Origin of the sequence: Phycisphaera sp. (assembly GCA_025916675.1) — a bacterium.
Lineage (GTDB): Bacteria > Planctomycetota > Phycisphaerae > Phycisphaerales > UBA1924 > JAHCJI01.
Window position 1 is genome coordinate 2,664,870 of the sequence record CP098402.1, and the last position, 23,309, is coordinate 2,688,178.

Below are 23,309 nucleotides of genomic sequence, written 5' to 3' on the forward strand. Positions count from 1 at the left end.
CCCCGAACGCCCAGAAACGCACGGAAGCAGCAGGCATGGCACCCCCTTCGAAAGCCGTCAAGACCGGCGAGATCGAGCCCAAACCGCCCCGCGGCGGCAAGAGCACCCGACGCACCAAGAAGCCCGCGGCCGAGCCTATCCGCCTGGACACCGGGCCGGCCATCCGCGTGAAGGGTGCCCGCGAGCACAACCTGAAATCGATCGACGTGACCATCCCGCGTGACAAGCTGGTGGTCATCACCGGCCTGAGCGGCAGCGGCAAGAGTTCGCTCGCGTTCGACACGATCTTCGCCGAGGGGCAGCGCAAGTACATGGAGAGCCTGTCGGCGTACGCCCGGCAGTTTCTGGACCAGCTCAAGAAGCCCGACATCGACGAGATCGAGGGCATCCCCCCCACCATCGCGATCGAGCAGCGGAGCGCCGCCCACAACCCGCGCTCGACGGTCGCCACGACGACGGAGATCTATGACTACCTGCGGTTGCTGTTCGCGCGCTGCGGCACGCCGTACTCGTGGCGGCCGACCAAGACGAAGCGTGACGGCACGGTCACGAGTCGCAGTGGCAAGAAGATCAGCGCCACCAGCGCGACGCAGATCGTCGACGCGGTGCTGCGCTTTGGTGACGACACCCGGCTGATGGTGATGGCGCCGGTCTTGCGCGGCAAGAAGGGCTTCCACCGCGACGTGCTCGAACGCTTGCAGGGCATGGGCTGGCAGCGGGCGCGCGTGGACGGCAACGTCGTCGACCTACGTGACGTGCTGAAGGAGCCAAGCGACAACCCGCTGGACCTGGAGCGGTACGCCAAGCACGATATCGACGCGGTAGTCGACCGCGTCGTGATCCGCGAAGACGTGCGGCAGCGGCTGGCCGAGTCGATCGAGGCGGCGTTGCAGGTGGGCATGGGCTCGGTGGTCATCAGCGTCGAGGAAGATGGCGCGTGGACCGACCACAGCTTTAGCGCGAAGCTGGCCGACCCGGACGACCCGGCGTATGCGCTCGACGAGCTCGAGCCCCGAGTATTCAGCTTCAACTCGCCGTTTGGTGCGTGCGCATCGTGCCTGGGCTTAGGGCACATCCTGGAGTTCGATGAGGAGCTCGTCGCGCCCGATGGCGAGAAGGGCATCCTGCAGGGCGGCATCGCGCCGTGGAAGAAGAGCGGGCCGGGGGGCATGGTGTACCCCAAGCGGCTGCGGTGGTTCTGTCGGAAGTTCGGCGTGGCCCAGAGTACTTCGCTGAACGACCTGGACGATGAGGTGTACGACATCCTCATGCACGGGACGAGCCCCGACCAGGAAGAGGTGTACAACGCGCACTGGGCGGGCGTGCTCACGATGCTCCAGGACTGGTTCAACAAGACCGAATCGAGCTGGGTAAAGGACCACCTGCACAACTTCCAGAGCGAGCGGATCTGCCCGACGTGCTGCGGCGATCGGCTGCGCATCGAGGCGCTGCACGTGTGCGTCAAGAGCACGCACAAGGCCGATACGGCGCGCGCGGGCTCGCCGACGGTCATCGGCCGGCCCAAGAACGACGGCACACTGCTGAACATCAGCGAGCTCAGCCGCTTGAACATCGACGACGCGATGGCGTTCGTGGAGGGGCTGGAACTCAGCGAAGAAGGGATGGCGATCGCCGAGCCCATCATGCGCGAGGTGGGGAATCGGCTGCGGTTCCTGCAGAGCGTGGGACTGGATTACCTCTCGCTCGATCGCCGAACCGCGACGCTGTCGGGCGGCGAGGCCCAGCGCATCCGCTTGGCCACGCAGGTTGGCAGCGGGCTGGTCGGCGCGTGTTATGTTCTGGACGAACCCACCATCGGCCTGCACCAGCGCGACAACGATCGGCTGATCCGCACGCTGCGGCACCTGACCGACATCGGCAACACCGTGCTGGTGGTCGAGCACGACGAGGACATGATCCGCTCGGCCGACCACGTGCTGGACATCGGGCCTGGGCCGGGCGTGCATGGCGGGCGCATCGTGGCGCAGGGCACGGTCGAGCAGATCTGCATGACCCAGGGCTCGATCACGGGCGATTACCTGGCGGGGCGCAGGAAGATCGATGTGCCAGAGGAGCGGCGGGCGCTCAGGACGAAGCAGGCCATCGTGGTGAAGGGTGCCAAGGAGAACAACCTCAAGGGCATCGACGCGGCCTTCCCGCTCGGCGGCATCGTGTGCGTCACAGGCGTCTCGGGCAGCGGCAAGAGCACGCTGGTGAACGACATCCTGCTCAAGAGCCTGAAGAAGGAGATCACCGGCACGCGCGTGAAGCCCGGGGCCCACACCCGGGTGAACGGGCTGTCGAAGGTCGATCGCGTGATCGAGGTGGACCAGTCGCCGATTGGTCGCACGCCTCGGAGCAACCCGGCGACGTACACGGGGGTATTCGACGACATCCGCAAGGTGTTTGCGAGCACGCGAGAATCGAAGATGCGGGGGTACATGCCCGGGCGATTTAGCTTCAATGTGCCCAGCGACCGCGCGGGCAAGGCCGGCGCGGGCGGGCGGTGCGAGGCCTGCGCGGGCCAGGGCGTGAAGAAGATCGAGATGCACTTTTTGCCCGACGTGTTCGTGCAGTGCGAGGTGTGCAAGGGCAAGCGGTACAACCGCGAGACGCTCGAGGTGCTCTACAAGGGCAAGAACATCGCCGACGTGCTGGCGATGACCGTCGAGGACGCGTGCTCGTTCTTCGAGGCCCAGGGCAAGATCCTGCGGTTCGTGCAGTGCCTTCATGATGTCGGGCTCGACTACCTGACGCTGGGCCAACCCAGCACCACGCTCTCGGGCGGCGAGGCCCAACGCGTGAAGCTGGCCACCGAGCTGGGCAAGGGCACCCGCATCGACGGCACGCCCAGCACCGAGCACACGCTCTACATCCTCGATGAGCCCACGACGGGCCTGCACTTCGAGGACATTAACCGGCTGGTGGGCGTATTCGACCGCCTGGCCGACGCGGGCAACACGCTGGTGGTGATCGAGCACAACCTTGATGTGATCAAGCGTGCGGACTGGATCATCGACCTTGGCCCCGAGGGCGGCGACGGCGGCGGCACGATCGTGGCCGAGGGCTCGCCCGAGGACGTGGCGAGGGTGAAGGGCAGCCACACGGGGCGGTATCTGAAGGGGATGCTCGAGGGGTAAGTTGCACAAAAGCGCAGGCTGGCGTCAGAGCCTCGTTTGAGCTCTTCACTACCCCGGCAGCACCATCCCGCTCTCCGGCCCACCCCCGGCCGAACCGTGGCGGAGCAGGTCGTCCAGGTCGGGCAGCCAGCGGCGGGCGGTCGAGCAGTCGAAGTGCTGGGGCAGGCTCTCGGGCATCGCACCCTTGCCGAGTTGGCGGGTGAGCAGGGCCAGCAGGCGCTCAACCAGGCGGCTGGGGGCGAGGGCGCCGCCACACCAATAGTCGTGGTCGTGCCAGCTCAGGCTGATGTCGTGGTTGGTGGAGGTGCCCCGGCTGGTCACGGTGACCTCGTACAGCCAGCCGCGGCTGGTAGCCGTTTCGATGCCGACTTCGATGGTTCCCGCGGCCTGTGGCACTGTGGTCGGTATCCCTTTTCACGATTCGCTGTTTCCCGAGCCGCCTTCGTGACGGGCCGGGGGGCCTCTACCATCCTTGGTCGTGGCCCGGGGTCTATTCGTATCCCGAGCCGTTCGGCTCCATTGGCCTTCTATCGGGTGATTCCCCTTGGCATTTCTGCTCGAAACCATCCGACTTGGTATTGCCAACCTCCGGCTGCACAAGCTGCGGAGCTTTCTGACCGCCCTGGGCATCATCCTGGGCGTCGCGGCCGTGATCTGTATGGTGTCCATCGGCGAGGGGAGCAAGCAGGAGGCCTTGCGGCAGATCGAGCAGCTCGGTGCCCGGAACATCATCGTCCGCAGCCAGCGGCCGCCAGAATCTCCCCAGCAGGGGCAGGAGCGGTCGTTCGTGGTGAAATACGGGCTGACGTGGACCGATCTGAGGATCATCGAAGACAACTTCTCGGACGATGCCAGGATCGTGGCCCTCAAGGAGATCGGCTCGGAGATCATCCGCGGGCCCATCAAGCAGACCAGCCAGGCCTACGGCGTCGACCCCCAGCTCGCCGAGGTGGCCAACCTGCGTGTCAATCGTGGGCGGTACCTCACCGACGGCGACAACGCCGAGCGGGCGATGGTGTGCGTGATCGGCGCGGAGGTGGCGCGGCAGTTCTTCCCGATTGAGGACCCGCTGGGCAGCACCATCCGCATCGACGACAAGGCCCTGCGCATCGTGGGCGTGCTCGAACCGGTGGGCCTCGCCGGCGGCGCGGGCTCGGCGCTCGTCGGGCGAGACCTCAACCTGGACATCCACATACCCATCGAGACGGTGCGGTACGTATTCGGCGATTCGGTCTTCCGCCGCACCTCGGGCTCGTTCAATGCCGCCGAGGTGCACGTGTCGGAGTTGTACCTGACCGTGCCGTCACGTGATGCGGTGGTCGGTGTCGCGAAGCGGCTTGAACGTGTCCTCGAATCACGACGCGATGGCATGACCGATGTCACGATGGTCGTGCCGTTCGAGTTGCTGGAGAACGCCGAGCGGGCGGCCCTGCGCGGCACGCTGATGCTGATGGCCATCGCGGGTATCAGCTTGCTCGTCGGCGGCATCGGCATCATGAACATCATGCTGGCCACCGTGACCGAGCGCACGCGCGAGATCGGCATCCGCCGGGCGCTGGGCGCGACGCGCCGGCACATCGTCTGGCAGTTCCTGGTGGAAACAAGCGTGCTGAGCCTCATCGGCGGGCTCATCGGTGTAGCCATCGGCGTGGGGCTGAGCCTGCTGCTGGGCTGGGCCGTGCCGCTGCTACCCAGCATGCCGGTGCTGGGGCGGTTCATCCCCGCCGATGCGAGCCTGCCGACGCAACTGGCGTGGTGGTCGGTCATCGTGGCGATGACGGTGGCGGTGCTGACGGGGCTGATCTTTGGGCTCTACCCGGCGCGCAAGGCGGCGCGGCAGGATCCGATCGTGGCGCTGCGGCACGATTGATGTACGCGGATCTGATGGAGCATCACTCGACCGCGGGTGGCGTCTTCGGGAGCAGCGGCTTGGGGAAGCGGCCCTCGCTCTTCTTGAGCAGTTCAAGCCGCAGCTTGAGGCGCTGGGCCTCGATGCGGTCGTGCAGCAGGGTGAGCATCTCGGTGGCGTCGCGGGGCAGGTCGTCGGGCATGATCGGGTGGCCGTATTGCACGCCGATGGGCCCCTTGAACAGCGTGGGCTTGCTCTGGCCTGGGGGGAACACGTCGTAGACGCCATCGATGGCGACGGGCAGCACCGGGCAGCGGGCCTTTCGTAAGATCAGGGCCATACCGCGCTTCAGGGGCATGACGTGGCCGTCGCGGGTGCGCCGGCCCTCGGGAAACAGCAGCACGGCCCCACCGGCCTTCAGGCGACCGATCACAGCCTCGAGTGCGGCCCGGTCGCCGCTGTCTTCCTTGATCGGGAACGCGTTGAATGCGCTGATGAAGCTGCTGAAGAATGGGTTGTTGAACAGGCCCGCGCGGGCGAGGTAGTCGAGCGGCCGGCTGGTGATGCCCCCGCCGATGAGGGGCGGGTCGTAGTAGCTCTGGTGGTTGGCAACGACCAGCACCGGGCCCCGTGTTGGCACGCGTTCAGGATGGAGCCACTGGACGTTATGGAACGTGCGGAAGTAGGCTCGGGTGATGGGCTGGCCGACGCGATAGGCGAAGCCCGCTGTTGGCGAGACGTAGCTTTGTTGTTCGTCAAAAAACGGCCCGCTCACGCGACGCCGACGCGATCGAGGACGTCGCGCTCCAGGCGATCGACCACGCCATCGAAGCTGAGGTCGCTGGTGTCGACGGTGATGGCGTCCTTCGGGCACACCAGCGGGCCCTCGTCACGATTGCGGTCGGCGTCATCGCGGCGGGCGAGGTCGGCCATGAGTTCGTCGGCCTCGACGGGGTAGCCCGCGGCACGCAGCTGGTCGGCCCGGCGTTCGGCACGAACGCGCAGGTCGGCGTCGAGGAAGAACTTCACCATCGCGTCCGGGAACACGACCGAGCCCTGGTCGCGGCCCTCGGTGACGAGCCTTGGGTGCTGCTGGCCGATGATGCGCTGCTTGCGGACCATGTGGCGCCGCAGGGGCGTGATGCCAGCGACGACCGAGACGGCCTTGGTGACGTCGGGCGTGCGGATGCGGTCGTTCATGGGCTCGAAGCGCTCGTGGGCCTTGAGCCAGGCCATGATGGCGGGCGGGTCGGTTTCCCAGTCGAAGTGCAGGTCGGCCTCGGCGATGATCTCGACGAATCGATCGATGGCGGCGTCTTCACCGGCGCGTATCGAGTCGATGAGCCCCTCGTCGATGGCGATGGCGGCGGCGGCGCGATACATGGCGCCGGTGTCCAGCAGGTCGAGGCCGAGCCGCTCGGCCAAGGCCTGGGCGACGGTGCTCTTGCCGGTGCCGGCCGGCCCGTCGATGGTGACGATGATGTCCACGTCGAGGGGGATCACGCTGGGTCGCCTTCCGGGCTGGCTTGCCGCTGGCCTTCGATCGCGGGCGGCTGGAACAACCACGGCCGCCGTCCGGAGGGTATCCCGCGTGGGAGTCATGCCTTGTCTCCATCGGCCGGGTCGTCGGCCGCTGGCTCAGGATCGGCCTTGGCGGCGGTCTTCTTCGAGGTTTTCTTGGAGGTCTTCTTGGACGTTTTCTTCTGGGGTTCGGCTTCGGGCTCGCCGCTGTCGGCCTTGGTCGAGGCCTTCTTGGTCATCTTCTTCTTTGTGGTGGTCGCGGGCTTCGAGGATTCACCGTCTGTGTCCCCGTCCGTGTCCGTGTCCGCGTCGTCTTCGTCGTCGGCCTTGCCCTTGGGATCCTCTTCGTCCTCGCCGTCTTCTTCTTCTTCGCCCTCGTCGTTGAAGATCGCGTCGAGCAGGGCGGCGGCGGCGGCGTCCATCTCGTCGTCGAACTCTTCCTCATCCTGGATGAGGCTGAACGGGCCGCCCTTGCCTTCCATCGCCAGCGAGAAGCCCTCACGGCTGCGACGCAGGCCCATGCTGAGGTCTCCCGGCCCGCGATAGTCGAGGCCCACGGCCCCGTCGTATCCCACCGCCGCGATGGCCTCGACGGCGGCGGCCAGGTCGAAGCCGTCGTGCTCGACGATGGCGCGCTCGTCGTCCAGCTCGCCTTCCAGGGCCTTGAAGCCCAGCGTCGAGCCCAGGACGGCCGAGGCGTAGGGCGTGACCTTGCGCAGATAGGCGGGCATATCCTCGGCCTTGGCGGCGTCGGCGAAGTCGGGCATGGTGCCGACGCGGAAGCCGCCAATCTTCTTGAGCAGCTCGGTCAGCCGCTCGGGCGAGGACGTGAGGCTCTGGCTCTTGCCGATCGGGCCGGGCATGATCAGCAGGTTGATCTCCCGCTGCTCGGCCTCGCTCATAAGGCGTTTGAGCCGCTCGGATACCTGGTCGAGAGCGTCGGGCGTATCGGGCGCATCGAGGGAGACACCGGCGGCGTTGCAGCCCAGCAGGCTAGCGGCGGCCATGACCCTGCGGATGCGCTCGTCGGCGGCGCTCGCGTCGGCGGCGGCCAGCTTCTGGGGATCCTCTTCGAGCAGCACCAAGCACGAGCAGCGGGCGCGGTCGGCCGAGTCTCGCAAGCGGGCCAGGTCGTCGCGGGTGCGGCCGGCGAGGAGGTCGGCCGAGAGCATGAGCCCATGCAGGCCCAGCTGCTCGTGCGCGTAGCGCGGCAGGTCGGTGAGTGACAGGCTGGCGTCCTTGCCCACGAGCATGGAGCGCAAGGAACGGGCGGCAAGGGCGAGCAGCATCAAGGCACTGTAGTCGCCCTGTCGCCGGGCATCCCCGGGCGTTTCCCCCCCGGGGTGGCTTTCATGGCCTTGGTCCATAGCATTGGCCCGACTGCCCCCGGCCGCCGGAGCCGGGCACCGCCGACCACTTGGCCCGAGGACAACCCGACCATGCCCGCTCCAGACGACCGCCGCTACAGCGACTCCCACGAATGGCACAAGCTCGAGGGCGACACGGTGGTGGTCGGCATCACCCAGTTCGCCGTCGATCAGCTCACCGACGTGACGTTCGTCGAGATGAAGCCCGCCGGCACGAGCCTGAGCAAGGGCGACGCCGTGGGCGAGGTCGAATCGGTCAAGACCACCAGCGACATCTACAGCCACATCGACGGCGAGATCACCGAGATCAACGAATCGTTGGGGGACAACCCGGGGCTGATCAACGAGGACTGCTACGGCAAGGGCTGGCTGGTGAAGGTGAAGGCCAGCGACGTGGGCCAGCTCGACGCCATGATGGACGCGGGTGCGTACGCCAATAGCGGCGGGGCCTGAAAGTCTTGGTGCTCCAGGCCAAACAAGTGGCATGATCCGCTGCACCGGATTGCACAAGCGGTACAGCCTCGGCGAGCGCACGGTGTGTGCGCTGCGCGGGCTCGACTTGACCCTTGACGAGCCGGGCTTCTTTGCCATCATGGGGCAGAGCGGCAGTGGCAAGAGCACGCTGCTGCACCTGCTGGCCGCGATGGACACGCCCGATGAAGGCGAGATCGAGGTCGCGGGCGTGCGTGTGGACCAGCTCAGCGAACGGGAGGCCAACGCCTACCGCCGGCAAGCCATCGGCATCATCTTCCAGCAGTTCAACCTGATCCCAACACTCACGGCACAGGAGAACGTGGAGCTGCCCGGCTCGCTCGCGGGCGAGCCGGCGTATCAGCTACGCGAGCGGTCGTCGGCGTTGCTCGACCGTTTGGGCGTCGGCGATCGGGCCGACCACCGGCCCGACGCCCTGAGCGGCGGCGAGCAGCAACGGGTGGCGATCGCGCGGGCGCTGCTCTTCTCACCCAAGGTGATATTGGCCGATGAGCCGACGGGGGCACTGGACTCGGAGACCGGCCAGAAGCTCTGGAACCTGCTTCGTGAAGTGGCTCGCGAGCAAGGGGCCACCGTACTGATGGTGACCCACGAGCCCGCGGCGGCGGCGCATTGCCAGCGTGTGTACGTGCTGCGCGATGGGGTCATGGACGGGCACATCGAAACGGAGGGGCTCGATGCGGCCGGCGTGGCGGCTCGCTATCACCAGCGCGTGGCGCAGGCGGGCTAGGACCGCCCTGCTGACCGCGGCCGTCGCGTTGTCGGCGGCGCTCATCGCCGCCGTGGCGTGCGCGTTGTCGTCGGCCAACAACGCCGTCACCTCACGCATGGACGCGACCTTCGGCACCGCCGAGGTGCGCCTGGAGCCCACCGGCCGCGGCGGGATGATGCCGCAGAGCGCCCTGGACACCGTGCGCGCCTGGCCCGAGGTCGAGCTGGCCGCCCCACGGCTGTCGAAGGACCTGGCACTGGAGATCTCCCGCGTGGTGTACACGCCGCGCGAGGATGATCCCGAGGGCCGCTATTACAAGCGGATCGCCAACTTCCGCGTGAACGCCATGGGCATCGGCATCGACCCCGAAGCCGAGGCGGCGATGCGGCCGATCCGCATCATCGCGGGCCGTGCGCCACAGGGGCCGGGTGAGGTCGTCGTCGACGGCACGCTCGCGGGGCGGCTGACCTGGCAGGGGAGCCTCGAACAGGTCCGCAAGATCGGTGTCTTCAATCGGGCCGAACCATTGATCGCCGAATCTGGGAAGAAGGCCCTGCCCGGCGCGCCAACCGAGGCGCCCACGAACGAAGAAGAAGCCGAGGCGTTCAATGACCTCCAGGGCGTTCGGATAGGCGACACGGTGACCGTGCGACGGCTGCTGGGCACCGAGAAACTGACCGTCGTTGGCATGAGCGAGCCCCCGCCACTGGGCGGGCGGCCGCAGGCGTTCCTGACGATCGACGCGTTGCGCGGGGCGATTGGCCGGGAGAGCGCCGACGAGCTGACGCAGGTCGACATGACGCTCTCGCCCGGTACCGACCCAGCGGCCATGGTCGAGAGGCGGCAGGACGAGGCGCCCGAGGGCGCGCTGCTGCAGACGACCGAGCGCATCACCAGCGGGCTCGATCGCAACATGCGCAGCAGCCAGTTCGGGCTGGTCCTCGCGATCATGCTCGCCCTGCTCTCGGCGGCGTTCATCATCGTGACGGGCCTTGGCGCGGGCGTGGTCGAGCGGCAGCGCGAGCTCGGCATGCTGCGATGCATCGGCGCGTCACGCGGGCAGATCGCCCAGGCACAATTGGTCGAGGGGTTGCTCATTGGCGTTGTCGGGGCGTGCGTTGGCGTGCCGCTGGGCGTGGGTGTCGCGGCAGCCGGGGCGTGGTACTACCGGGAGGTGCTGCCCGGCGGCCTGGCCACGCCGCCGGGGATGCTCGCACTCGCGTTTTTTGGTTCGATCGCAGCCGGCTTGCTGGGCGCGGTCTGGCCCGCGCTGCGTGCGAGCCGCACGAGCCCGATGGGCGCGCTAGCCAGCCGAGCGAACGCGCCACGCCCGCGCGGGATGGTCACCCTGGCCGTCATTGGGTTCGTGTTGCTGCTGGTGCAGGCCCTTGTGGTTGGCCTCCCCGATGATGGCCAGGTGGTGTTCTGGGGCTACGCAACGCTTGGCCTGCCGGCCGTGTTTGTTGGATACTTCTTGCTCGGGCCACCAGTGGTATACGTGCTCGCTTCGCTGTGCGCCGGGCCGCTCTCCAAGCTGCTCGGATTGCCAGCCCAGATCGTGCGACGAAGCGTTCGCTCCATGCCCTACCGGATGGGCTTTACGGCTGGCGCACTCATGACCGGGCTGGCACTGATGATCTCCAACTGGATCACCGGCGGGGCGATGTTGCGTGACTGGCTGGGACAGATGGAGTTCTCCGACGCGTTCGTAAGCGGGCTGCGCCTGACCGAAGACAGCCAGGGCACGCTCGACAAGCTGCCGTTTGTCGAGCGCACGTGCGCGATCACGCTGTTTCCGGTGGAGACCGACGCGTTCGGCATCCGTGCCTTGCAGACGTACCAGACCACATTTGTCGCGTTCGAGCCCGACCCGTTCTTCGAGATGAACAACCTCGTGTGGGTGCAGGGCGAGAAGGAGGCCGCAATCCGGCGGCTGAACGAGGGCGGGGCCGTGCTGGTGGCACGCGAGTTCTACGTCGCCCAGGGCATCGGCGTGGGTGATACGTTCACCTGTCGCGTGCAGGACGTGGAATACGAGTTCGAGGTCGTGGGCGTGGTGGCAAGCCCGGGGCTCGAGATCGTCGGGCAGTACTTCAACGTGGGCGAGGACCTGGCGCGGCAGGCCGTCCATGCCGTGCTCGGCACGCGGCGGGATCTGGTCGACAAGTTTGGCGTGAGCGCGATCCACCTCATCCAGATCGATCTGAATGAGGCCATCGACGACGAGGTTGCCGTCGCCGAGATCCGCGATTCGCTCTTTGGCGGCGGCGTGCTCGACGCGGGCAGCGGGCGGCAGATCAAACGCGAGATCGAGTCGGTCGCCGGCACGACGCTGGCGGTGTTCTCGGCCGTCGCAATCATGGCGATGATGGTGGCCTGCTTTGGTGTCGCCAACCTCATCGTCGCGGGCATCCACGCCCGGCGGTACGAACTGGGCGTGCTGCGCGCGATCGGCGCGTCGCGGGGCATGGTTGCACGGCTGATCCTGGCCGAGGCCATTCTGATCGCGATCGCGGCCATCGTGCTCGGCACGGCACTCGGGTTCCAAGCGGCCTGGGCGGGGCAGCGGATGTACGCGCTGCTGGTGGGGCTCTCGCTCTCGATCCGCCCGCCGATCGGGCCCGTGGCGTTCAGTTGGGCGGTGACGCTGGTGCTCACGCTGCTGGCCGCCGCGCCGGCGGTGATCACGCTCGCGCGGCGCAAGCCGTTGGAGCTGCTTGGAGCGCGGGGCGGCTGATCCCCGATACCATGCCGCGTGAGTACGCCGCAACACGCCACCGTTCCCGACGACCGCTCCACGAGCTTCCCGAAGGAAAAGATCCGCATCGTGCTGCTCGAGGGCATCCACCGCAGCGCCCGCGAGAGCTTGGAAACCGCTGGTTTCGCGGTCGAGAACGCTGGCGGTGCGCTCACCGGAACAGCCCTGGCCAAGGCGATCGCCGGTGCTCACGCGATCGGCATCCGCAGCAAGTCGCAGATCGACGCGGATGTGCTCGGGCACGCCAAAAATTTGCTCGCCGTTGGCTGCTTCTGCATCGGGACGAACCAGGTCGACCTGGGCCGCACCGCGGCGATGGGCGTGCCAGTGTTCAACAGCCCGTTCAGCAACACCCGCAGCGTGGCCGAACTCGTGGTCGCCGAGGTCATCGCGCTGCACCGCCGGCTGGCCGATCGCTCGGCCCAGATGCACGCGGGCGTGTGGCGTAAGAGCAGCGCGGGCAGCCACGAGGTGCGCGGGCGGACGCTGGGCATCGTGGGCTACGGGCGCATCGGCTCGCAGGTGAGCGTGCTGGCCGAGGCGCTGGGCATGCGTGTGATCTACCACGACACGGTACCCACGCTGGCCATGGGCAACGCGAGGCTGGCGGGCTCGCTGGACCAACTGCTGCGTGAGAGCGATGCCGTCACGCTGCACGTGCCGGCGACCGCAACGACCAAGAAGCTCATTGGCAAACGCGAGCTGGGCTTGATGCGTGAGGGGGCGGTACTGCTCAATAATTCTCGCGGCAGCGTGGTCGATGTCGACGCGCTCGCCAGCGCACTCGGGTCGGGCCATCTGGCCGGGGCCGCGGTCGATGTCTTCCCCGAAGAGCCGGCGGCCAACACCGATGGCTTCGAGAGCCCGTTGCGCGGGCTCGACAACGTGATCCTGACCCCGCACGTCGGTGGTTCGACGGGCGAAGCACAAGAGGCTATCGCCCGCGACGTGGCCGGCAAGCTCGTGCGATTCATCAATATCGGCTCGACCACCGGGGCCGTCAACGTGCCCGAGGTCGAGCTGCCCGAGCAGCCCGGTGGCGACCGAGCCCGCCCCCATCGCATCCTGCACATGCACAAGAACGTGCCCGGCGTGCTGGGCAAGCTGCACCAGGTGCTAAGCGCCCACGGCGCGAATGTTAGCGGCGAGGTGCTGCGGACGAATCAGGACCTGGGCTACGTCGTGCTCGACGTCGACCCGGGTGATTCGCGGCCGGTCGTCGAGGAGTTGGCGGCGATTCCCGAGACTGTGCGGGTGCGCGTGTTGTGGTGAGCGGGTAACATGAGTGGGGTGCTTACACACGGAGGCCCGTCCCATGCGCATCGCTCGGCTTGCCCTTGTTGTAATCTTCACACTTCTCACATCTGGCGCTCATTCGCAGGACACATCGCGATCCGAATCTCTCGCCGTTATCAGTGTTCATCGTGTCGATCGCATCCTTGAAGCATGGCACGATGTGGGCGACGCGACCGTTCTCGTCGTCGCGCACCGTGCGGCCCATCGCGGGCCGGGCGCTGGCGGGCCGGAAAACTCGCTGCCAAGCATTGAGGCGGCTGTTGCGATGGGCTGCGACATGGTCGAAGTGGACGTGCGTCGGACGGCCGACGGGCACCTCGTGCTCATGCACGACAAAACCGTCGATCGCACGACGAACGGCACAGGCCGTGTCGATGCCATGACGATGGAGCAAGTACGCGAGCTTCGCCTGCTCGACGATGACGGTTCGCCGACGGACTTGCGCGTACCGACGCTCCGCGAAGCGCTGCTCGCGTGTCGCGGGCGGATCATGGTCAATCTGGACAAGGCGAGCGGATATCTCGCCGAATGCCTCTCGACGGCGACACGATTGGGCATGCGTAGCCACGTTGTGCTCAAGGCGAGCGTACGGCCGGAGGACGCCCGCGGCTACCTGGCTTCTCACGGCCTTGCCAGCCTCGCGGGCGGACAATCCGAAGACACGCTGAGCTTCATGCCCATCGTCGCGTACGCGGGCGATACAAGCGTGGACGACGTGTCACACCATCTATCGGCACTCCGAGTGCTGGACGCGCCGACGATCGAGGTGTGTTTCGATGGTGTCCAAGCGGGCGATCGCCTAATCGATCCGGTCGCAGAGCAACTCGACGGCCGCGCCAGGCTGTGGATGAACTCACTCTGGGATTCGATCTCCGGTGGCCGCTCGGACGCCCAAGCCATCGACGACCCGCACGCGGTGTGGGGGTGGATGGTCGACCACGGCGTGAGCGTCATCCAGACCGACGAGCCGCAAAGGCTGCTCGAATACCTTCGCTCTCGCGGGAGGCATTGGTAAGTCGGGTGCGGAAAGTGGTGGTCGCGCAACGGTGGTCGAAGGGGCTCCAGAATTGGTCAGCGACTAGATTCCCGCCAGATTGCTTGCACCGTTCAATCAGCCCAGGAGTTTGGCTGCACTCGGCTGGCGAGGTGCGAACAGTTTCAGGACCATCAGAGCGGCGTGGGCGTGGCCTGGCAGCATCACTTGCCGCGGGATGTCTCAGATCAACCCGGCATGTGACAATACCCCGTTTGGTATTTGACCGGATAACCTCGCCATTCTGAGTTTGCCCGCACGGCACTGTCTCTGGAATATCTCGCCTGTCGCGCACATTCCCACCCGTTGACCTTCGGGGTAAAGTACAGCCGTGATCCGTCTCCTGGCCATTTTGGTTTTCGCCCTCGCCGGCCTCCCCGGCTTGGGTGTAGGTATGCTCGGGGCGCTGCCGTCCGAGCAGGACCACCAGTGCCAGGAATCCGACTGCCACATGGTGGTAGTCGAGGCGTCCTGCTGCTCAGAGCAGATCGAGCCGGCATTCTGCCCCGCCAGCGGTGGTGCGTGCCAGTGCGGGGTGGCACCCCTGACGGATCCGCAACCCTGGCCTGACGCGCCGCTCCCCGGCTCTCAGCGCGACCAGATCGTCACGGCAGCACAAGCCGCCGTGCGACCAGTCCCGATCCTGTCCGCCCCGGCGACGCACCCTCGCGTCATAGCCGCTCGGCTCAGCCTGCTGGCGGGGATGACCCACAACGACATCCAGGCCTTCCTGGGCACCTGGCGAACGTAGAGCGCCGTTCCTACGGAGATTCCGCGCGCCCATCGTGGCGGTGCGGCTTCCGTTGGTTTGGCCTCGATCCGTTCTCCACGTTCCCAGGAGCCATCCATGGCATCGCGATATGTCGCGTGCGCTCTGAGCGCCGCTACGGCGGGCGTGCTCGCGGGGTGTTCATCCCCCTTGCACCAGCCGCAAGAAAATCCTCTTTTGCTCGACCGCACGCTGCCGCGCGGGGTTTCATCGGCGTCGCTATCGGCGTACCGGCGAGACGGCGCGTCCAGCCAGAGCGACCAGTGGACGCTCTCGGAAGCCTCGTCGCCCGATGACTACATCCGCTACGCGCTGTACCACAGCCCGGCGGTCGAGTCGGCATACCAGCAGTGGCGCGTCGCGTCGGAGCGGCTGCCCCAGGTCGGGTCGCTGCCCGATCCGCGGCTGACGTTCGGGTACTTCGTGGAAGAGGTCCAGACACGCACGGGCCCGCAAAACGCACGCATAGGTTTGCAGCAGACGATCCCCTGGCCCGGACGGTTGGATGATCGAGAAGACGCCGCATCGAAGGCGGCCGCGGCGGCTTGGCGGCGCTTCGAGGCCGCCCGTCTGATGGTTGCCGAGCGTGTGATCGTCACGCTTCACGAACTGGCTTACCTCGATAGCACGATCCTGGCGACCCAAGGCACGCTCGAACTGACCCAGACGTTCGAGGAGGTCTTGAGGGCGCAGTACCGCGTCGGTGCCGGGTCGCACCCCGAATTGATCCGCGCCCAGGTCGAACTCGGCGAACTCGAGGACCGCGTCTTGCAACTCAAGGCGATGCGACCGGCCCTGGTCGCCGAGCTGAACGCCGTGCTCGACCGCCCGGCATCGACCGAGGTCCCGGCGATGGATCAGCTTCCCGGGCGCGTGGCGCAAGCCGGTGCCGAGGGGCTCGTCGAGATCGCCCGGCGATCGAATCCGGTATTGCTCGGATTGGACGAACAGGTCGCCGAGCAGCAGTACATGGCACAAGCCGCCCGCAAGGACGGGCTGCCCGATCTGACGGTCGGTGTGGACTACATCTTCACGGGCCAGGCGCTCACGCCCACCACCCCCGGCAGTGGAGACGACCCGATCATGCTCAGCGTCGGCATTAACCTGCCGATCTGGCGCGACAAGTACGACGCGGCCGTGCGCGAGTCGCTCGCCCGCAGGCTCTCGGTCGCCAGCGAGCGGGCCGACCAGGCGAATCGGATTGGCGCCGCCATCCATCGCGCATGGTTCGAGCACACTGACGCCGATCGGCGCGTGCGGCTCTACGAACAAACGTTGATCCCCAAGGCCGAGGAATCGCTCCGCGCCTCGCTTGCCGGTTTCCGGGGCGGTGAGACGAGCTTTCTCGACCTGCTGGACACAGAACGCACGCTGCTGGAGTTCGCAGTCGCGGTCGAACGAGCGCGGGCCGATCGCGGCAAGGCGCTCGCGCGGCTGAACACGCTCGTGGGCGAGCCCGTGGCAACAGACGCCCAGACCCCGAGCCCAGACCCCGAATCCACCGAGGTTCAGCCATGACCCAGATGCTCTCCCACGCACAAACTTGGCTGCTCTGGCTGTGGAAGCACGCTTCGGCCGCCGTCGCCGTCATCCTGATCGTCGCGGCTCTGGCCATCGGCTACATGTTGGGTAGCCCGCCCGAGCCCGAGGGAAACTCCGAGATCGTCGCCGACACCCACGATCATGGCGGCGAGCCGCAGGAGTACACGTGCTCGATGCACCCGACGGTGCGATTGACCGACCCCAACGCCAAGTGCCCCATTTGCTTCATGGACCTGATCCCCGTGCAGGACGACGGGGGCGAGGGCAGCGAACTGCGCGTGACCATGAGCGAGTCGGCCGCGGCCATGAGCCGGATCGAGACCGCGCAGGTTGGTCGCTTCTTCCCAACTTCAGAGGTACGCCTGTATGGCAAGGTGACATATGACGAGACGTCCGTCGCCCGGCTGACGGCGTACTTCCCCGGTCGCATCGAGCGGCTGTTTGTCAACTACATGGGTGTGCCTGTGTCAAAGGGCGACCACATGGCCGAGCTCTACAGCCCCGAGTTGCTCGCGACGTTCGAGGAACTCCGCCAAGCCGGGAGCGCCGACGCCGGCTCCACTAGCACGAGCGAGCTTGTCCGATCGGCCACGCGGGGCACGCTCGAAGCCGCGCGTGAGAAGTTGCGGCTGTTCGGCCTGACACGCGAGCAGATCGCCTCGATCGGGGACGGCTCGTTCGATTCGGACAGCCTGACCATCTATGCGCCGATCGGCGGCGTGGTGACCGACCTTGCTGTGCGCGAGGGCGACTACGTCCAGACAGGCGCGCCACTGGCCACCATTGCCGACCTCTCGCGGCTGTGGCTCGATATGGAGGCGTACGAATCGCAGTTGCCGCTGCTGCGCTGGGGCCAGCGTGTCCGCTTCACCGTTGAGGCCCACCCCGGGGATACCTTCGAGGGTCGCATCTCGTTCATCGAACCCATGGTGGACGAGCGCACACGGACCGCCGCGGTCCGTGTCGCGGTAGACAACGACGACAAGAGGCTGAAGCCGGGCATGTTCGCCTCGGCGATCGTGCGAACGCGCGTGGGTGCGAGCGGGGCCGTCGTGGGTGACGAACTCGCCGGCCGGTGGGTGAGCCCCATGCACCCGACCATCGTGAAGGACGGGCCCGGGCAGTGCGACGTGTGTGGCATGGACTTGGTGCCGGCAGAGTCGTTGGGCGTGGTCGGCGACGCTTCCAGCGCGGAAGAGCCGCTGGTAATCCCGCGATCGGCCGTGTTGTTCACCGGCGCACGGTCGGTCGTCTATGTGAAGGTCAATAGTGCTGAGAAGCCGACGTACGAGGGGCGGGCCGTAGTGCTCGGGCCGCGTGCGGGCGAGTTCTACATCGTGCGCGAGGGGCTCAACCGCGGCGACGAGGTTGTCGTGAAAGGCGCGTTCCGCATCGATAGCGCGATGCAAATCGCCGCCAAGCCCAGCATGATGACCCCCGGCGGTGGCGGCGGTGGAGACCCGCACGCCGGCCATGGCGGCATGGCCGGCGGGATGGGCGCGACGCCCGTGCGCGCGACCGTACCCGACGCATTCATCCATGGTTTGAAACCCGTGTACGCGGCGTATCTCGATGCGCAGGAAGCGTTGGCGGCAGACGACCTGGGCGGTTTCGTGCAAGGGGCGGGCGACCTGCGCACGGCATTGGACCTGGTCGACGAAGCGGGGCTTGTAGGAGAGCCCCTGGGCGCGTGGCGTCGTGCAGCCTTGCGCTTGCGAGTGGAGGAGGCCATCACCACGATCGACGCGGCACGGGATCGCTTCGAGGCGATGAGCGAGGGCGTGATCGCGCTCCAGCGGCGCTTCGGGCACCATGGCAGCGAGGCGTGGAACCTTGCGCACTGTCCTATGGCCTTCGACAACAAGGGAGCCGACTGGCTGCAGCGCGGCGAGACCATTAACAATCCGTACTTCGGGGCGTCGATGCTCCGCTGCGGGGACGTCCGCGAGTCATTCGAGCCCCTGAACAACGACATGGAGGGGCACTCCGATGGCTGACCAGCCCACGCTCCTCCAACCCACGCGGCGCGGGCCGCTCGATAGCCTGATCTGGTTTTGCCTGCGCCAGAAGCTTGTCGTTGCGATCGTGCTGCTGGGCACCCTGTTCTGGGGCGTGCTCGTCGCGCCGTTCGACTGGGACCTGGACGGGCTGGCGCGCAGCCCCGTTCCGGTCGACGCGATCCCAGACATCGGCGAGAATCAGCAGATCGTCTTCACCGAGTGGCCCGGCCGCAGCCCGCAGGACATCGACGACCAGATCAGTTACCCCATGACGGTCGCGCTGCTGGGGCTTCCCGGCGTGAAGGACATCCGCAGCTACTCGGTGTTCGGCTTCTCGACCATCTACGTCGTGTTCGAGGACGGCGTGGACTTCTACTGGTCGCGGTCGCGCGTGCTGGAGAAGCTCAACGCCCTCCCCGCCGGGACGCTGCCGCCTGGCGTGACGCCCTCGCTGGGCCCGGACGCAACGGCGCTGGGGCAGGTCTTCTGGTACACGCTCGAGGGCCGCGACCCCGACGGCAACCCGACCGGCGGGTGGGATCCGCACGAGCTGCGATCCATCCAGGACTTCGTCGTCAAGTATAAGCTCGCCGGCGTGCAGGGCGTGGCCGAGGTTGCCTCAATCGGCGGCTATGTGCAGGAGTACCAGGTCGACGTCGACCCCGACGCCATGCGCGCCGCGGGCATCTCGCTCCAGCAGGTCATCGGTGCTGTCCGGCAAAGCAATCTGGACGTGGGAGCCCGGACGATCGAGGTGAACCGGGCCGAGTACATCGTGCGTGGGCTGGGGTTCATCGAGAGCGTCGAGGACCTTGAGCAAGCCGCCATCACCGCACGCAACGGTCAGCCCATCCTTGTTGGCGACATCGCGAAGGTCTCGCTCGGACCGGCCCTGCGGCGAGGGGTGCTAACCAAGGCGGGCGAGGAAGCCGTGGGCGGCGTGGTGGTGGTGCGGTACGGCGAGAACCCGATGGCCACGATCCAGCGGGTGAAGGCCACGATCGACGACATCGCCTCGGGCCTGCCCAGCAAGGTGCTGGCCGACGGCACCGAAAGCCGCGTTACGATCGTGCCGTTCTACGACCGCTCGGGGTTGATCAGGGAAACACTCCAGACGCTCAACTCGGCCATCTCTCAGCAGGTGCTGGTGACCATCATCGTGGTGGTGCTCATGGTGATGCACCTGCGCAGCAGCCTGCTGATCGGGGCGATGCTGCCGATCACGGTGCTGATGACCTTCATCGGTATGAGGGTGTTCGGGGTGGACGCCAACGTCGTGGCGCTCTCGGGCATCGCGATCGCCATCGGCACCATCGTCGACATGGGCATCGTGCTGAGCGAGAACATACTGAGGCGCTTGGATGAGGCCGAGGCCAAGCAGAGCGCCGAGCCGGCGATCGACGTGATCTTTCGGGCCACCAGCGAGGTAGGCGGGGCGGTGCTGACCGCCGTGGCAACCACGGTCGTGGGCTTCCTGCCAGTCTTTACGATGGAGGCGGCCGAGGGCAAGCTCTTCAAGCCACTGGCGTATACCAAGACGTTCGCGCTGGTGGCTTCGATCATCATCGCGCTGACCATCCTGCCGGCGGCCGCCCACGTCATGATGGGGTGGCGTCCACGCATGCGGGTGGTCCGGCTGCTTGGCGCGGCGGCGTTGTGCGTCACAGGCATCGCGATCGCGATCTGGCTGCACGTGGTCGGCGGGCTCATCATCGCTGCGTTCGGGGCGTTCTATCTGGCCCAGCCCTGGCTGCCGAAGCGAGTCGCCCGGGGTCTGCGGTGGTCGGCCAACATCGTTGCCGTGCTCGTGGTGCTGATCGTGCTCGCCGGTGCGTGGGAGCCGCTGGGCCCCGAGCCCGGCGTGCTCGGCAATTCGCTCTTCATCGGCGTCATCGTCGGCGGGCTGCTGCTGGCGTTCTGGGGCGTGCGCCTTGCGTTCCCGCACGTCTTGGCCTGGACGCTGCGTCACAAGATCATCGGGCTCTCGCCCGCGATGCTGGTCGTGCTCTTCGGTGCAACGGTGTGGCTTGGGTTTGATCGTGTCTGGGGATGGCTCCCCGAATCGCTGCGCCAGCGCGAGTCGATGGTCGAGATCGCCCACGCCTTCCCCGGGTTGGGCAGCGAGTTCATGCCGTCGCTCGATGAGGGGGCTTTCCTCTACATGCCGACAACGATGCCCCACGCGTCCATCGGCGAGGCCACCGAGATCTTGAAGGAACTCGATCGACGCATCATGAGCGTGCCCGAGGTCGAGATGGCCGTGGGCAAGATCGGCCGCGTCGAGAGCCCGCTCGACCCCGCGCCGATCTCGATGGTCGAGACGATCATCGAGTACAAGAGCGAGTATCGCACCGACGAACAGGGGCGGCGGCTGAACTTCCGCTATGACCGCGAAGCAGACACGTTCTTGCTTGACGAGCAGGGCCAACTGATCGAGGACGAGGACGGGCGCCCCTATCGCCAGTGGCGAGACGAGATCGAGTCGAACCAGGACATCTGGGACGCGATCGTCGAGGCCGCCGGCATGCCGGGCGTGACGAGCGCCCCCAAGCTGCAGCCCATCGAGACGCGCATCGTCATGCTGCAGTCGGGTTTCCGGGCACCGATGGGCATCAAGGTCTACGGGCCCGACCTGGAGACCATCGAGTCGTTCGGCCTGGAGCTCGAGCGATTGCTCAAAAACGTCCCGAGCGTCCAGCCCGCCGCCGTCTTCGCCGACCGAGTGGTGGGCAAGCCTTACCTCGAGATCGAGATCGATCGCGAGAAGATCGCCCGCTACGGCTTGCGCATCGCCGACGTGCAGGAGGTCATCGAGGTCGCCATCGGCGGTAAGCCCCTGACCATGACCGTCGAGGGCCGCGAGCGGTATCCCGTGCGAGTGCGATACCTCCGTGAGCTGCGCGACCAGCCCGAGACGCTGGGCGACATCCTCGTGCCCACGCCTATGGGTGCCCAGGTGCCGTTGCGGGAGCTCTCCACCCTCAACTACCGCCGCGGCCCGCAGATGGTCAAGAGCGAGGACACCTTCCTGGTGGCCTACGTGCTGTTCGACAAGATGCCCGGCAACGCCGAGGTCTCGGTGGTGCGCGACGCCCAGGCCTCCATCCAGGCGGCCATCGATTCGGGCGACCTCGCCGTGCCCGCGGGCGTGAGCTACGAGTTCTCGGGCTCGTACAAGAACCAGGTGCGCGCGGCGAAGCGGCTGAGCATCGTGCTGCCGTTGTCGTTGGTGGTCATCTTCCTGCTGCTCTACTTCCAGTTCCGCAAGGTGGGCGTCACGCTCATGGTTTTCAGCGGCGTGTTCGTCGCGTGGGGTGGCGGCTTCATGATGCTGTGGTTCTACGCCCAGCCGTGGTTCCTTGATGCCGGCCTGCTGGGCACGAACCTACGCGAGCTCTTCCAGGTCCGTCCGTTCAACCTCAGCGTCGCGGTCTGGGTGGGCTTCCTCGCGCTGTTCGGCATTGCCACCGACGACGGCGTCATCATGGCCACCCGCATCGAGCAATCGATGGCCGAGGATAAGCCCGACTCGATCGAGGCAATCCGCGCGGCGGTCGTCAACGGTGGCCAGCTTCGCATCCGCGCCGCCGTCATGACCAGCGCCACCACCACCCTCGCGCTGCTGCCCGTGCTTACCAGCACCGGCCGCGGCTCGGACATCATGGTCCCCATGGCGATCCCGTCGTTCGGCGGCATGGTCGTGGCGTCCATCACCTGGTTTGTTGTTCCAATCCTGTATTGCTGGGCGGCGGAGCTGAAGTTCCGCATCGCGCAGCGTTCGCGTCTTGCAACCCATTCGCATTCCAAAGGAGTGTCACCATGAAATCGTTCCTGACTTGCGCATCGATCGCCTGCTGCACCCTGGCCGCCGCACCGGCGCTAGCCCAGCACAACGAAGGCGGCTCGCACGCCAAGGCCGAGCAGAAAACCGCCAACGCCATGTGCCCTATCGGCAAGGAGCCCATCGTGGCCTCCGCGGGCACCGTCGAGTACAAGGGCCACGCCATCGGCACCTGCTGCCCGGGCTGCGGCGAGGCGTTCCTGAAGTGGGACGAGCAGCGCAAGGACGAGTTCGTCGCTCTTGCGGTCGCCCACCGAGAGCCCGGCATGGATCAGAGCAAGATGGACCAGCACGGCAACCAGGACAAGGCCGCCGACGAGAAGCCTTGGACCGGCCCCTACGCGCTGGACACCTGCCCGGTTTCGGGCGGCAAGCTCGGCTCGATGGGCGATCCCATCGTCAAGACCTACGACGGGCGCGAGGTCCGCTTTTGCTGTGCCGGGTGCATCGGCAAGTTCGAGGCCGACAAGGCGGGCTACTGGCAGAAGATCGACGAGCAGATGATCGCCGCCCAGATGCCGTACTACCCCACCGAGGTCTGCCTCGTGTCGGGTGAGCCCCTGGTCGAGGACGGCGAGGACATCGCCAACAACGTCATCTATGGCAACCGCCTGGTACGCCTGTGCTGCAAGATGTGCGAGAAGGAGTTCAAGGCCGACCCGACCAAGTACATCGCCAAGCTGGACGAGGCCGCCGCCGACGCCCAGCGCAAGGACTACGCCATGGACACCTGCGCCGTGGCCGGTGGCAAGCTCGGCTCGATGGGTGAGCCCGTCGAGATGGTGGTGGCCGGCCGTCTGATCCGCCTCTGCTGCGGTGGCTGCAAGCCCAAGATTGAAGCCGATCCCGCCAAATACGTCATGATGATCGACAAGGCATGGCAGGCCGAGGGCAAGTTCATGCCCAAGGCCAAGGAGGGCGAGCACGCCGGTGATCACGGCGATCACAACCACGGCGGCTAACACCAACACGTATCAAACACAAGGACA

Annotated in this window: 16 protein-coding genes; 12 read left to right on the forward strand and 4 right to left on the reverse strand. The window is 66.8% G+C overall.

Going from position 1 to position 23,309, the window contains the following annotated elements; translation table 11 throughout:
- Positions 1–35 precede the first annotated feature (35 nt).
- The gene (gene uvrA / locus NCW75_11320; GenBank protein UYV11885.1) at positions 36–3,140 is read left to right on the forward strand and encodes an excinuclease ABC subunit UvrA; all 3,105 of its coding nucleotides are present in this window, start codon (positions 36–38) and stop codon (positions 3,138–3,140) included.
- Positions 3,141–3,188: 48 nt separating this feature from the next.
- Here the strand turns inward: uvrA and NCW75_11325 are convergent, their stop codons facing one another.
- Positions 3,189–3,536 carry a hypothetical protein gene (locus NCW75_11325; protein ID UYV11886.1) on the reverse strand — a complete coding sequence of 116 codons (348 nt, stop codon included), beginning with the start codon at positions 3,534–3,536 and terminating at the stop codon, positions 3,189–3,191.
- Positions 3,537–3,684: 148 nt separating this feature from the next.
- Here NCW75_11325 and NCW75_11330 point away from each other — a divergent pair, with 148 nt between their 5' ends.
- Positions 3,685–5,010 carry an ABC transporter permease gene (locus NCW75_11330; protein UYV11887.1) on the forward strand — a complete coding sequence of 442 codons (1,326 nt, stop codon included), beginning with the start codon at positions 3,685–3,687 and terminating at the stop codon, positions 5,008–5,010.
- A 22-nt stretch (positions 5,011–5,032) separates the two neighbouring features.
- On the opposite strand, the gene NCW75_11335 is transcribed toward NCW75_11330, so the two are convergent.
- The 3 genes from NCW75_11335 to NCW75_11345 form a co-directional block, all read right to left on the reverse strand.
- Positions 5,033–5,764, reverse strand: a complete 732-nt coding sequence (locus NCW75_11335; protein UYV11888.1) for a 1-acyl-sn-glycerol-3-phosphate acyltransferase — start codon at positions 5,762–5,764, stop codon at positions 5,033–5,035.
- Positions 5,761–6,492: a (d)CMP kinase gene (cmk, locus tag NCW75_11340; GenBank protein ID UYV11889.1), complete on the reverse strand. Its 732-nt coding sequence runs from the start codon at positions 6,490–6,492 to the stop codon at positions 5,761–5,763. The genes NCW75_11335 and cmk overlap by 4 nt, the downstream gene beginning before the upstream one ends.
- A gap of 95 nt (positions 6,493–6,587) precedes the next feature.
- Positions 6,588–7,799 carry a sugar phosphate isomerase/epimerase gene (locus tag NCW75_11345; GenBank protein UYV11890.1) on the reverse strand — a complete coding sequence of 404 codons (1,212 nt, stop codon included), beginning with the start codon at positions 7,797–7,799 and terminating at the stop codon, positions 6,588–6,590.
- 150 nt (positions 7,800–7,949) lie between these two features.
- Here NCW75_11345 and gcvH point away from each other — a divergent pair, with 150 nt between their 5' ends.
- From gcvH to NCW75_11395, 10 genes are all read left to right on the forward strand, one after another.
- Complete coding sequence (gcvH, locus tag NCW75_11350) at positions 7,950–8,330, forward strand: glycine cleavage system protein GcvH (protein ID UYV11891.1); 381 nt, start codon at positions 7,950–7,952, stop codon at positions 8,328–8,330.
- Between the two features lie 31 nt (positions 8,331–8,361).
- A complete protein-coding gene (locus NCW75_11355; protein ID UYV11892.1) occupies positions 8,362–9,099 on the forward strand; it encodes an ABC transporter ATP-binding protein in 738 nt (245 codons plus the stop codon).
- Positions 9,047–11,818, forward strand: a complete 2,772-nt coding sequence (locus NCW75_11360; GenBank protein UYV11893.1) for an FtsX-like permease family protein — start codon at positions 9,047–9,049, stop codon at positions 11,816–11,818. Before NCW75_11355 ends, NCW75_11360 begins: the two co-directional genes overlap by 53 nt.
- A gap of 18 nt (positions 11,819–11,836) precedes the next feature.
- Positions 11,837–13,111 (forward strand): phosphoglycerate dehydrogenase, encoded by a 1,275-nt coding sequence (gene serA, locus NCW75_11365; protein ID UYV11894.1) that lies wholly within the window; start codon positions 11,837–11,839, stop codon positions 13,109–13,111.
- A gap of 184 nt (positions 13,112–13,295) precedes the next feature.
- Positions 13,296–14,150, forward strand: coding sequence for a glycerophosphodiester phosphodiesterase family protein (locus tag NCW75_11370; protein UYV11895.1), 855 nt, complete (start codon positions 13,296–13,298; stop codon positions 14,148–14,150).
- Positions 14,151–14,499: 349 nt separating this feature from the next.
- Positions 14,500–14,919 (forward strand): hypothetical protein, encoded by a 420-nt coding sequence (locus NCW75_11375; GenBank protein UYV11896.1) that lies wholly within the window; start codon positions 14,500–14,502, stop codon positions 14,917–14,919.
- A gap of 96 nt (positions 14,920–15,015) precedes the next feature.
- Positions 15,016–16,455 (forward strand): TolC family protein, encoded by a 1,440-nt coding sequence (locus NCW75_11380; GenBank protein UYV11897.1) that lies wholly within the window; start codon positions 15,016–15,018, stop codon positions 16,453–16,455.
- Entirely contained in the window at positions 16,452–18,476 is a 2,025-nt protein-coding gene (locus NCW75_11385) for an efflux RND transporter periplasmic adaptor subunit (protein UYV11898.1), read from the forward strand. The genes NCW75_11380 and NCW75_11385 overlap by 4 nt, the downstream gene beginning before the upstream one ends.
- Entirely contained in the window at positions 18,469–22,302 is a 3,834-nt protein-coding gene (locus NCW75_11390; protein ID UYV11899.1) for an efflux RND transporter permease subunit, read from the forward strand. The genes NCW75_11385 and NCW75_11390 overlap by 8 nt, the downstream gene beginning before the upstream one ends.
- On the forward strand, positions 22,299–23,282 hold the full coding sequence (locus NCW75_11395) for a hypothetical protein (protein ID UYV11900.1): 984 nt from the start codon (positions 22,299–22,301) through the stop codon (positions 23,280–23,282). The genes NCW75_11390 and NCW75_11395 overlap by 4 nt, the downstream gene beginning before the upstream one ends.
- The last annotated feature ends 27 nt before the right edge of the window (positions 23,283–23,309 follow it).

What these genes read in the sequence shown, in the direction of transcription:
- NCW75_11345 (UYV11890.1), bottom strand. Translation starts at nt 7,799, where the DNA reads ATGCTGCTCGCCCTTGCCGCCCGTTCCTTGCGCTCCATGCTCGTGGGC.
- NCW75_11380 (UYV11897.1), top strand. Translation starts at nt 15,016, where the DNA reads ATGGCATCGCGATATGTCGCGTGCGCTCTGAGCGCCGCTACGGCGGGC.
- NCW75_11390 (UYV11899.1), top strand. Translation starts at nt 18,469, where the DNA reads ATGGCTGACCAGCCCACGCTCCTCCAACCCACGCGGCGCGGGCCGCTC.
- NCW75_11385 (UYV11898.1), top strand. Translation starts at nt 16,452, where the DNA reads ATGACCCAGATGCTCTCCCACGCACAAACTTGGCTGCTCTGGCTGTGG.
- NCW75_11395 (UYV11900.1), top strand. Translation starts at nt 22,299, where the DNA reads ATGAAATCGTTCCTGACTTGCGCATCGATCGCCTGCTGCACCCTGGCC.
- gcvH (UYV11891.1), top strand. Translation starts at nt 7,950, where the DNA reads ATGCCCGCTCCAGACGACCGCCGCTACAGCGACTCCCACGAATGGCAC.
- NCW75_11355 (UYV11892.1), top strand. Translation starts at nt 8,362, where the DNA reads ATGATCCGCTGCACCGGATTGCACAAGCGGTACAGCCTCGGCGAGCGC.
- uvrA (UYV11885.1), top strand. Translation starts at nt 36, where the DNA reads ATGGCACCCCCTTCGAAAGCCGTCAAGACCGGCGAGATCGAGCCCAAA.
- NCW75_11360 (UYV11893.1), top strand. Translation starts at nt 9,047, where the DNA reads ATGCGGCCGGCGTGGCGGCTCGCTATCACCAGCGCGTGGCGCAGGCGG.